Genomic DNA, 11,559 nt, shown 5'->3' with positions numbered 1-11,559 from the left:
CGGCGACTCCTTCGCGGCGGATTACAGGGAAAACCGTGTCACCAGTTTGTTTAGCCCGACCGCCAGGCCGGACAGCTCGCTGCTGGCGATCGAGGTCTGGCTGGCAGCCGACGAACTCTGCATCGAGAGGTCGCGGATGCTCATCAGGTTCTGGTCCACCGAGCGTGCCACCTGTGCCTGTTCCTCCGAGGCGGTGGCGATCATCAGGTTGCGTTCGTTGATCTCGCTGATGGCATGGGCGATATGGGTGATCGCGGTGCCGGCCTCGTGAGCAATGGTCAGGGTCTCGCTGGCGTCCTGGCTGCTTTGCTGCATCGACAGCATGGCTTTGCTCGACCCGGCCTGGATGCCCTGGATCATTTGCTCGATTTCCTGGGTCGAGAGCTGGGTGCGATGGGCCAGGGCCCGCACTTCATCCGCCACCACGGCGAAGCCGCGGCCCTGTTCGCCGGCCCGTGCGGCTTCGATCGCAGCGTTGAGGGCCAGGAGGTTGGTCTGTTCGGCAATGGCGCGAATCACGTCCAGCACCTTGGTGATGTCCTGGGCCTGCTGCGCCAGGCCGGCCATCTCGACCCGGGTGCCTTCGACGGTAACCGTGAGTTTTTCGATCGAGCGGATGGTCTGGTCGACCCGTTCCTTGCCCAGGCCTGCCGAGCGTTCCGAGTCCTGGGTCGAGCGTGAGGCGGAGACCGCGTTGCGGGCGACTTCCTCGACCGCGGCGGTCATCTCGTTGACCGCGGTGGCGGCCTGTTCGGTCTCCATGCTCTGTTGCTGGATACCGGCGTTCGATTCGCGGGTGATGGCGCTCATTTCCTCGGCTGCGGAGGCCAGTTGGGTCGAAGAGTCGGCGATATGGCGGATGGTCGATTTCAGGCTGTCGAGCATGGCCTGGGTCGAGTTCTGCAAATCGGTGAGTTCATCCTGGCCGCTGACCTCGACCTGGGCACGCAGGTCGCCTTCGGCGATTTTCTGGGTGGTCGCCAGCAACAGGCGCACCGGGTGGGTGATGCTTTTGGTGAACAGGGTGGCAATCAGGATGGTCATCAGGATCGCGACGATAATGATTGCTGCCGTCAGGGTGATGCCGGTGTTGAACTGATCGCCGGCCAGGGTTGCCGAGAGGTCGGCCCCACGTTCGTTGACCTGAATCAGCTCATCGACCGCGGTTTGCAGGGCGAGGGCCAGCGGCACCGTGACCTGGTTGACATAGGCGGTGGCCTGTTCGGCGCTGTTGAGGGTGCCGGAATCAATCAATATCGAGAGTTTGTCGAGGTAGCCCTGGGCCCCTTGCTTGACGCGTTCGTAGCTGGCTTTTTCTTCGGGGCTGGAGACCAGTGGCTCGTAGTCCCGGATGGCCTGGGTCAGGGTTGATTTGAGGCTGTCGAGCTTGCCCCGCGAGGCGCCTTTCTGGTCCGGATTTTCAGTGACGTAGTGCAGGGTTTCCAGGCGCACGCGCAGGGTGGCCGATTCGATTTTCGTGGCCTGCCTGACGCTGGGCAGCCAGTTGGATTGCAAGTCGACCGCTGCGTCGTGTATCTGCCCCATCTTCCACAGTGCAATTGCCCCCATACCGATCAACAACATACAGATGGCGCCAAAGCTCAGCAGCGCCCTTGAAGTCAGCCTAATATTTCTTGTCACCATAAACGCACCTGCTGGTTGGAGTGATACCGCTGCTTTCGACTCCTTGTCGTGCTGATGTCACTGTGATCTCAAATAAGTGAAAAATCTGTAGATATGTAAAAAAATATTTCTCCGTTTGCGTCCGTTCAACGAAGCGACAGTCAAGGGCGCTTTATTCGATCCTAAAGCCCGATCATTTCCTTGCGCTTGACCTTTATCAAAGCCCTGCGCCGACGGCTCAGGCATGCTGTAAAGCTGTCAATTTCGAAAAGGACCCGCCCATGAATGCGCCTGTTGCCCAAGCCCCCGAGACCCCGGTGCGCTTGCCGGTTGGGCTGTTGATCGCGCTGGTGGCGATGGTCACGGTGTTGCTGCTGCCCCTGCCGGCCGACCTGCCGGTGGCGGGGCAGCGGATGCTGGCGATCCTCGCCTTCGCGGTGGTGGTGTGGATCAGCGAAGCGGTGTCGTACGAAGCCAGCGCAATCATGATCACTTCGCTGATGGCATTCCTGATCGGCACCGCGCCGACCCTGCAGGACCCGACGCAGATCTACGGCAGTTCGGCGGCCATCAGCCTGGCGCTGACCGGGTTTTCCAACTCGGCGCTGGCGCTGGTCACCGGCGCACTGTTCATTGCCGCCGCCATGACCCACACCGGCCTCGACCGGCGCATCGCCCTGATCACCCTGACCCGGGTCGGCACCAGCACCCGGCTGATCCTGGTGGGCGCGGTCGCTGTGACCATCCTCCTCAGCCTGCTGGTGCCCAGCGCCACGGCGCGCAGTGCCTGCGTGGTGCCGATCATGATGGGAGTGATCGCCGCGTTCGGCGTCGACAAGCGCTCCAATATCGCCGCCGGCCTGATGATCGTGGTGGCCCAGGGCACCAGTATCTGGAACGTCGGGATCCAGACCGCCGCCGCACAGAACCTGCTGACCGTGGGCTTTATGGACAAGATGCTCGGCGAGCGGGTGAGCTGGCTCGACTGGCTGATCGCCGGGGCGCCCTGGGCGCTGATCATGTCCGTGGTGCTGGTGTGGGTGGTGCTCAAGCTGCTGCCGCCGGAAACCGACAGCATCCCCGGTGGCAAGGAAGCGGTGGCCCAGTCCCTGGTAGACATCGGCCCCATGACCGGCCCGCAGAAACGCCTGCTGAGCGTGTCGCTGCTGTTGCTGCTGGCCTGGGCCACCGAGGGCAAGCTGCACAGTTTCGACACCACCTCCACCACCTATGCCGGGCTGGTGATCCTGCTGCTGCCACGGATCGGCATCATGACCTGGAAGGACGTGCAGTCGCGGATTCCCTGGGGCACGGTGATTGTGTTCGGGGTCGGCATCAGCCTGGGTTCGGCGCTGCTCACCACCCACGCCGGGCAATGGCTGGGCGGGCAGGTGGTGACCCATACCGGGCTCGATCAGGTGGGCGCGCTGGCGGTGTTCGCGATTCTTGCCGCGTTCCTGATCCTGATTCACCTGGGCTTTGCCAGTGCCACGGCCCTGACCTCGGCGCTGCTGCCGATCCTGATCGCGGTGTTGCAGACCCTGCCCGGCGAGTTCAACCGCCTGGGCATGACCATGCTCCTGGGCTTTGTGGTCAGCTACGGGTTTATCCTGCCGATCAACGCCCCGCAGAACATGGTGTGCCTGGGCACCGAGACCTTCAACGCGCGCCAGTTCGCCAAGGTCGGCTTGATCGTGACCCTGCTCGGCTACCTGCTGATGCTGGTGTTCGCCGCCACCTGGTGGAAGTGGCTCGGCTGGATGTAGGCCGCTCGGGCGGGCGGCAGGTCAAGGCCTGCCGCCTTCAACGGGATTACGCCGGCTCCCGGGCATTCAGCAGCAGGGTGCCGAAAAACACGCTCTCCACCGCCCCCGCCAGTTGCACCTTGCCCTGGCCATCCCAGGTCACGCTCACCGGCCCGCCATCGCACAGCACCTTGACCGGGCTGTCGAGCAAGCCGCGGCGGATGCCGTTGACCGCCGCCGCGCAGGAACACGAGCCCGAGCCCAATGGAATCGCGCCGTTGCGCTCCCAGATGCGCAGGCGGATGGTCTGGCGGTCGATGACCTGCACCAGGTGCACATTGGTCTTCTGCGGGAACAGCGGATGCCGCTCCATGGGCGGGCCGAAGCGGGCCAGGTCGATCTGCTCGACCTCGTTCACAAAAAAGCTGCAATGGGGGTTGCCCATGCTGCACGCCGCTGGCGTGCCTTCGATGGGCAGCGCCAGGGTGTCGTGCTCGGTCGCCAGGGGCACGTCCTGCCAGTCGAACAGGGGCACGCCCATCTCCACCGACACCGAATAATCGGCCAGGCGCTCACAATGCTGGAGGCCGCGTTCGGTTTGCAGCTCGATGGAGGTGGCGCCGGTTTCCCGCATCAACAGGTCCGCCGCGCCGCGGGTGGCACTGCCGCAGGTGCTGAGCGGGGTGCCGTCGGCATTCCAGAAGGTCAGTCGGGCGTCGGCCTCAACGCAGTCGCTGAGCACCGCCAATTGGTTGAAGCCGATACCACGGTGGCGGTCGCCGAGCTGGCGGGCGACCTCGGCGCTGATCGGCTGGTGGCGTCCGCGAAGGTCGAGGAGCACGAAGTCATCGCCGTTGGCATGCATTTTTCGAAAGCTCAAAGGCTTCATGGCGCGGGGTTCCTCAAGGTGCACGGGTTGCGCCGGGTTGCGGCCAGAGCGCTATTTGCCGTGCATGAGGCGATGGCGTCAAGGCATCGATGGTTTACAGCGTTTGATAGTGCAGGCTGAACCCCAGTTCGATGGATTGCCCCTGCTCCAGCAGGCGCAGCCCCGGGTGCCCGGGCAGGTGGTGGGCGTTGACCGGGTGGCTGACCGGTTCGAAGCAGAAAAAATCCTTGCCGGGCGGGCAGTACAGCAGGAAGTAATCACAGCCGCTGGCCCGGCAGTGCAGTTGATAACCTGCCTCTGGCTCGATGATCAGGCATTCGCCGTCCCAGCCGCTGAACCCGTTGTCCACCAGTGACCCGGGCAGGCCCTGGGGCTGCCGAAAATCCCAGGATGCGGGCAGATCGGCCAATTGCGTGGGCAGGCGCGACTCATCGCAATGCCACACTTGCTGCGCCCGGGCCTGCAGGCGGCTATGGGCGCTGCGGGGGAAATAGGGGTGCAGGCCCAGCCCATGCCAGGCGGGCTGTGGAGCCAGGTGGGTGACCTGCAGCTCGATGCTCAGGCGCCCCTGGTCGAGACGGATCCGCTGCCGGGCGCGGTAGGCGAAGGGGGTGCTGCTGTCCAGTTGCAGCAGCACGTGGTCGGGCCGCTGTTCCAGCACCTGCCAGGGCTGCTGCCAGGCGCTGCCGTGAATCGGCCGCGGGTCGGTCAGGGTGTTGGCCTCCAGGGCCAGCCAGCCGTCGGGGCATTGGAAGCCGCCCTCGGCAATGCGGTTCGACCAGGGCGCCAGGGCGTAGCCACCGAGCTTGCCCGGCAGGCCACTGGCCAGTGCCGCTTCATCGCTGTGGCGCAGCAGGGCCTGGCCGCTGGCAGACACGCTCCAGTTGACCAGGCTGGCGCCGATGTCCGGAGCCAGGGTCAGGCGGGTGATTCCATCGTCAAGGGTGAGCAGGGTGGGGAGCATCAGCGGCACCAGGGCAAAGGGTTTGAGGGTCAAATGCCGCCCGTCCTCGACGGGCGGCGACCGTGGTTTACAGCACCAGGCTTGGCAGCCACAGCGACAGCGCAGGGATGTAGGTCACGGCCATCAGCACCAGAAACAGCATGCCGTAGAACGGTAGCAGCGCCTTGACCGTGCTTTCGATACTGACCTTGCCCACCGCCGAGCCGACGAACAGCACCGAGCCCACCGGCGGCGTGATCAGGCCGATGCCCAGGTTGACCAGCATGATCATGCCGAACTGCACCGGGTCGACGCCGATACCGACAATCACCGGCAGCAAAATCGGGGTCAGGATCAGGATCAGCGGCGCCATGTCCATCACCGTGCCGATCAGCAGCAACATCACGTTGATGCACATCAGGATCACGTAGCGGTTGTCCGACAGGGTCAGGAACGCGGTGGTGATCTTCGCCGGGATCTGCATCAGGGTCATGATGTAGCCGAAGCTCGCGGCGAAGGCGATCAGGATCATCACGATGGAAATGGTGCGCACCGTGCGGTGCATCAGCTTGGGCAGGTCGCGCCATTTGTAGTCGCGGTAGATGAACATGGTGACGAAAAACGCCCACAGCACAGCGATCGCCGCCGATTCGGTGGCGGTGAAGATCCCGGACAGAATCCCGCCGAGGATGATCACCATCGCCATCATGCCCCACAGGGCTTCACCGCAGATTTTCAGCGCCTGCCTGAGGGGGATCACCTGGCCCTTGGGGTAGTTGCGCTTCTTGGCGAAGATCAGGCACAGCACCATCAGGCTCGCGCTCATCAGCAGCCCCGGCACGATACCGGCCATGAACAGCGACGCAATCGATACCGTGCCGCCGGCCGCCAGGGAGTAGAGCACCGAGTTATGGCTGGGCGGGGTCAGCAGGGCCTGCACCGAACCGCTGACCGTGACGGCGGTGGAGAAGTCCCGGGGGTAGCCCTGGCGCTCCATTTCCGGAATCAGCACCGAGCCCACCGACGCGGTGTCGGCCACCGAAGAGCCGGAGATCGCGCCGAAAAAGGTCGAGGCCATGATGTTGACCAGCGACAGCCCGCCACGCACGAACCCCACCAGCACCCCGGCGAACGCCACCAGCCGCCGCGACATACCGCCCTCGGCCATGATCGCCCCGGCCAGGACGAAGAATGGAATGGCCAGCAGCGAGAATTTGTTGACGCCCCCGGCCACCTGGATCATCAGGGCCTGGAACGGAATATCGATCCACCAGGCGCCGATCAGCGCCGACAGCCCCAACGCATAGGCGACCGGCATGCCGATCAGGATCAAGCCGATAAAACTGCCCAACAGGATCAGAGCGTCCATTTATGCAGCCCCTTCGTTTTCTTCGACCAGGTCGAAACGCACCACGCGGCGCTGGCTCTGGTCACCCAACAGGAGTTTTTCCAGGACAAAGATCAGGGTCAGGAACCCGCCCACCGGGATCGGCATATAGGTAATACCCACCCGCAGGGTCGGCAGGGCGCTCATGAACTGGTTCCAGGTCGACAGGCAGAGCTTGGTGCCCCAGATGGCCATGAACAGGCACATGGTGGCCATCAACAGTTGCGCGACGATCGAGGCCGCGGACTTGACCGCGGTCGGCAGGCGGTCGGTGAGCATCGCCACCGCCATATGGGCGCCGGCGCGATAACTGGCAGCGGCGCCGATAAAAGTGAACACCATCATCAGCAGGATGGCGGTGGGTTCCGGCCAGCTGGCGCCCGTGCCGAGGATGTAACGGGCGAACACGCCCCAGGGGATGATCAGGGAGATCGCCAGGATCGACAGCCCGGCGACCCAGATGCAGGCCATATAGAGCTTGTCATTGAGGCGCAGCAACAGATTCTTCATCGGGTTTCACCGTAACCGGGCCGGCCCGGGGCGCTGGGCCACGGGCAGACAGGGCCTTCTATGAGAGGAGACGCAGGGTTATTCGACGGCTTCGATGCGGGTCATCAGCTCGGCGTAGGGCGCGCCGTACTTCTGGCGAATGTCGGCGGTGGCGTCATAGAAGGGCTTTTTGTCGACCACGATAAATTCCACCCCGGCGGCCTTGAGCTTGGCTTCGCTGCTGGCGGACTTGGCATCCCACAGTTGGCGCTCTTCAAACTGCGCGGCCTTGGCGGCCTTGGTCACCAGGGTCTGCTGCTCGGGGGTGAGCTTGTTCCAGGTGGTCTTGGACATCACCAGGGGTTCCGGGAGGATCAGGTGCCCGGTCAGGCTGTAGAACTTGGCATTCTGATAGTGGTTGTGTTCCAGCATGGTGGGCGGGTTGTTTTCTGCGCCGTCGATGACCCCGGTCTGCAGGGCGCTGAAGATCTCGCCGGTGTCCATGGCAATGCCGTTGCCGCCCATGGCATTGATGGTTTCGATGAACATCGGGTTGCCCTGCACGCGGATCTTCATGCCCTTGAGGTCGGCCAGGCTGCGCACCGGCTTCTTGGTGTAGAGGTTGCGCGTGCCGCCGTCCATCCAGGCCAGGGCCACCAGGTTGAATTCGGACTGGGTGATCTTGTCGAGGATTTCCTGGCCGATCTCGCCGTCGATGATCTTGCGCATATGGGCCTGGTCGCGGAACACGAACGGCATGTTGAACACATTCACGTCCGGCACCACCGGGCCGACGATGCCGAGGCTGACCCGGGCCATCTGGATCGCCCCGACCTGGGCCTGTTCGATCACTTCCTTCTCGGAGCCGAGCACGCCGCCGGCGAACATCTTGAAAGTCAGTTGGCCATTGCTCTCCTTGACCAGGGTCTTGCCCATGTTTTCTTCAGCGACCACGGTCGGGTAGCCGGCGGGGTGGATATCGGCGAACTTGATTTCCAGGGCCTGGGCCAGGGTCGAGACGCTGAAGGCCAGGGGGAGGGCGACGACGAGCAAGGTGCGTTTGAAATTCATGGTGGATCTCCGTTTTGTTGTTTTTATTCAAAGAGCAGCGATGCGGAAAAGAGGGTGCGGTGCCTGGCCCGGGTTCAGCCGGCCAGGCCCTTGAACAGCGGCTCGACCAGGCCCGTGACACCCGGGTTCAAGGCAAACACGCCTCCGGCCAGGGACTGTGGGTCCGGCTCGTTGCCGGGGCGGATCGAGGTCACGAACAGGGTGTCCAGGCGGCTGCCACCAAAGGCGCACATGCTGGGTTTCTTCACCGGTACGGTAAGGGAGCGATCCAGGCGGCCGTCGGGGGTAAAGCGGTGAATCAGCCCGGCGTCGTTGGCGCAGATCCAGTAACAGCCTTCGGCGTCCACCGCCGCGCCATCCGGGCGCCCGAGAAAGCGCTGCATGTCGACGAACAGCCGGCGATTGGAGGGGGTGCCACTGTCGGTGTCGTAATCGAAGGCCCAGATCTTTTGCACTAAAGGATGGGAATCGGAGAGGTACATGGTCTGCCCGTCAGGGCTGAAGGCCAGGCCGTTGGGCACGATAAAGCCTTGCAGTTGCGCTGCCAGCGGGCCTGCCTGACCGGCCTGGTAGCGATACAGCGCGCCATCGGCGGCATTGGCGCCCATGTCCAGGACCATGCTCCCGGCCCAGAAGCGCCCCTGGCGATCACAGCGCCCATCGTTCAGGCGCATGTCCGGGCGAGCGTGGGCCACGCTCGGCAAGGGCTCGCTGTCGAGACTGCCGTCGTTATGGGGGTGCAGGTGAAAGAACCCGCTCTGCATCCCCGCCACCCAGCCGCCGTCGCTGTGGCGGGCGATGCAGGCGAGCATTTGCGGGGCGGTCCAGGTATCGACATGGCCGCTGTGGGCGCTCCAGCGTTGCAGGCCGCCGGCGGCAATATCCACCCAGTACAGCGCCTGTTCCTCGGCGACCCAGACCGGGCTTTCACCCACGGCATTGCGTGCATCGACAATCAACTCTGCTTGCATGACGGCTCAGTTCCCTTGATGACGTTATGGGCAATGCGTGGCGCTGTGGATCAGTCGTCGAACGGGCCGGACGCGACAAATGCGCCACCCTGGTAGATCCGCGCCGGGTCGTCGGCCGCCGGCAGCGGCAGGGCCTCGACTTTGGCCCGGAACACTTCGGAGCTGTCGCGGGGGGCGTACCCCAGGGCGCTGGCCAGGTGGTTGTCCCACCAGACGTTGTGGTTGTCGGACACGCCATAGACCACGGTGTGGCCGACATTCGGCGTGTACAGCGCGCATTCGAGGAGTTGGGTGAGGTCGCCGAAGCTGAGCCAGGTGCTCATCATCCGGCGGTTCTGCGGTTCGGCGAACGAGGAGCCGATGCGGATGCTTACGGTCTCGATGCCGTAGCGGTCGAAGTAGAAACTCGCCATGTCTTCGCCATAGGACTTGGACAGGCCGTAGTAGCTGTCCGGGCGGCGCGGGGAGTGGGCGTCGATCTTCTGGTCCTGCTGGTAGAAACCGATCACGTGGTTGGAACTGGCGAAGATCACGCGCTTCACCCCATGGCGGCGCGCCGCTTCATAGATGTGAAAGACCCCGCAGATGTTGGCCCCGAGAATCTCCTCGAACGGCCGCTCCACCGAGACCCCGCCAAAGTGCAGAATCGCGTCGACGCCTTCGACCAACTGATGCACGGCCTGCTTGTCTGCTAGGTCGCAGTGCACCACTTCTTCCTGGGGGCCGGCGGCCGGGGCCATTTCGCCGATGTCCGACAGCCGCAGGACTTCAGCGTAAGGCCGCAGGCTATCGCGCAGGACCTTGCCCAGGCCGCCGGCGGCGCCGGTGAGTAGCAGGCGATTGAAGGGTTTGCGCGGGGAGGGGGTGCTGTTCATGGAAAACCCTGATCAATGATCGTTGCTTGAAATTGTTGTAGGTTGTCGTATGACTTTTTCGGAGTTTCGTTATCTGAAGGGGCCTTTGTCAACGCCTGATCGCGAAAAAGCTGTGGCCTTTTGTTACCGGTCGCCGCTGTAGCCGCTGCCGCAGGCTCGGGCTGCGTTCGGACGCTGGCCTTCGAAATCGCCGCATTTCTTCCGGATGTAAGACGGCGTACTCAAGGGCCAGCGCAGCCTCGTTCCTCGGTAGTGGCTACAGCTGTTCTTCTCGACCTTTCCGCGCTTTAGAGCAGGGAGAGCGGATAACTGATGAATATCCGATTCTCGTCGAACTCGTTGGTGCTGTAGTCGCGGCGGATGCTTGCGTTGCGCCATTTCAGGTTGAGGTTCTTCAAGGCACCGCTCTGCACGGTGTAGGCCAGTTCCGACTCGCGGCCCCATTCCTTGCCGTCGGTGATGGCCCCGGTGTGCACGTTGTCGCCGCTGATGTAGCGGTTCATCAGGGTCAGGCCGGGCACGCCGAGGGCGGCGAAGTTGTAGTCGTGGCGCAGTTGCCAGGATTTCTCCCGGGCGTTGTCGTAACTGGCGTTGTAACTGTCGTTGGCCAGAGTGCCGCCGCTGGTGCCGTTGACCCGCATCCAGGCGCTGTCGCCGGTGAGCTTTTGCAGGCCGACATACAAGGTGCTGCCGCCGTATTTGGCCGAGAGCAGGGCGAACGCGGTCTTGTTGTCGAGGTCGCCGGCCAGGGCACTGCCGTCTTCCTTGCCGATGAAGTAACCGAGGTTGGCACCCAGGGTCCAGTCGCCCAGGGGCTGGGTGTGGGTCAGATTGAGGTACTGCTGCTGATAGATATCAGTCAGCTCGGCATACCACAGGCCGACCTGGGTGCGCTTGTCGTTGAAGGTGTATTCGCCGCCGCCGAAGTTGAAGCGGTCCGAGGTGAAAGCGGTTTTACCCTGCATGAACATGTCTTCCATGCTCGAGTCGTTGCGCGGGCTGTTGCCGCGGAACTGGCCGCCGTAGAGCGTCAGGCCGTCGATTTCCCTGGAGGTGACCTGGCCGCCGCGGAAGGTCTGCGGCAGTGAGCGACCATCGTCGGAGCGCAGGATCGGCAACACCGGCATCCATTCCCCGACCTTCAATTCGGTTTGCGACAGCTTGGCCTTGAGCGCCACGCCCAGGCGGCCGAAGTTGTCGGCCGGACGCCCGTCACGGTCCAGGGGCAGCAACTGGGTGCCGCCGGTGCCTTTGCCGCCGTCGAGCTTGACCGAGTACATCCCCAGTACGTCCAGGCCGAAGCCGACGGTGCCCTGGGTAAACCCGGACTTGGCGTCGAGGATGAAGCTCTGGGTCCATTCCTCGGCCTTGCCCTGGGGGTACGCGGGGTTGGTGAAGTTGCGATTGAAGTAGGCGTTGCGCAGGTTCAGCGTGGCCTTGGTGTCATCGAGAAAACCTTCAGCCTGGCTGCACAGGGGCATGGCCAGGGTCAGGGCGGCGCAGCTGTACAGGGCGAGGGTCTGGGGCGTGGGCGAACGGGCAAACAGACGGGCGAGTGTCGTCACA

At 63.7% G+C, this 11,559-nt stretch carries 10 protein-coding genes; 1 reads left to right on the top strand and 9 read right to left on the bottom strand.

The annotated features are described in order from the left end of the window. Positions 1-21: 21 nt before the first annotated feature. Positions 22-1,644 (bottom strand): HAMP domain-containing methyl-accepting chemotaxis protein, encoded by a 1,623-nt coding sequence (locus ACOZJV_RS06535; protein WP_421547137.1) that lies wholly within the window; start codon positions 1,642-1,644, stop codon positions 22-24. A 260-nt stretch (positions 1,645-1,904) separates the two neighbouring features. On the opposite strand from ACOZJV_RS06535, the gene ACOZJV_RS06530 reads away from it, so the two are divergent. Then, positions 1,905-3,389: a DASS family sodium-coupled anion symporter gene (locus tag ACOZJV_RS06530; protein ID WP_421547136.1), complete on the top strand. Its 1,485-nt coding sequence runs from the start codon at positions 1,905-1,907 to the stop codon at positions 3,387-3,389. A 46-nt stretch (positions 3,390-3,435) separates the two neighbouring features. Here ACOZJV_RS06530 and dapF read toward each other — a convergent pair whose 3' ends face one another. The 8 genes from dapF to ACOZJV_RS06490 all read right to left on the bottom strand — a co-directional run bounded on the left by dapF (position 3,436) and on the right by ACOZJV_RS06490 (position 11,558). Further along, the gene (gene dapF / locus ACOZJV_RS06525; RefSeq protein ID WP_421547135.1) at positions 3,436-4,257 is read right to left on the bottom strand and encodes a diaminopimelate epimerase; all 822 of its coding nucleotides are present in this window, start codon (positions 4,255-4,257) and stop codon (positions 3,436-3,438) included. A gap of 94 nt (positions 4,258-4,351) precedes the next feature. Next, positions 4,352-5,221, bottom strand: coding sequence for an aldose 1-epimerase (locus ACOZJV_RS06520; protein ID WP_421547588.1), 870 nt, complete (start codon positions 5,219-5,221; stop codon positions 4,352-4,354). 67 nt (positions 5,222-5,288) lie between these two features. Further along, positions 5,289-6,569 (bottom strand): TRAP transporter large permease, encoded by a 1,281-nt coding sequence (locus tag ACOZJV_RS06515; RefSeq protein ID WP_078471518.1) that lies wholly within the window; start codon positions 6,567-6,569, stop codon positions 5,289-5,291. Further along, positions 6,570-7,097: a TRAP transporter small permease gene (locus ACOZJV_RS06510; RefSeq protein ID WP_421547134.1), complete on the bottom strand. Its 528-nt coding sequence runs from the start codon at positions 7,095-7,097 to the stop codon at positions 6,570-6,572. A gap of 78 nt (positions 7,098-7,175) precedes the next feature. Next, complete coding sequence (locus ACOZJV_RS06505) at positions 7,176-8,147, bottom strand: TRAP transporter substrate-binding protein (protein WP_020300553.1); 972 nt, start codon at positions 8,145-8,147, stop codon at positions 7,176-7,178. A gap of 74 nt (positions 8,148-8,221) precedes the next feature. Beyond that, positions 8,222-9,118, bottom strand: coding sequence for an SMP-30/gluconolactonase/LRE family protein (locus ACOZJV_RS06500; RefSeq protein ID WP_421547133.1), 897 nt, complete (start codon positions 9,116-9,118; stop codon positions 8,222-8,224). 50 nt (positions 9,119-9,168) lie between these two features. Continuing rightward, complete coding sequence (locus ACOZJV_RS06495) at positions 9,169-9,993, bottom strand: NAD-dependent epimerase/dehydratase family protein (RefSeq protein ID WP_421547132.1); 825 nt, start codon at positions 9,991-9,993, stop codon at positions 9,169-9,171. 287 nt (positions 9,994-10,280) lie between these two features. Further along, a complete protein-coding gene (locus ACOZJV_RS06490) occupies positions 10,281-11,558 on the bottom strand; it encodes an OprD family porin (protein ID WP_102047924.1) in 1,278 nt (425 codons plus the stop codon). Between the last annotated feature and the right edge of the window lies 1 nt (position 11,559).

The organism is Pseudomonas sp. QD4, assembly GCF_049199125.1.
Lineage (GTDB): Bacteria > Pseudomonadota > Gammaproteobacteria > Pseudomonadales > Pseudomonadaceae > Aquipseudomonas.
The sequence above is the reverse complement of the archived record's forward strand: the minus strand, read 5'-3'. Positions and strand labels throughout refer to the sequence as shown.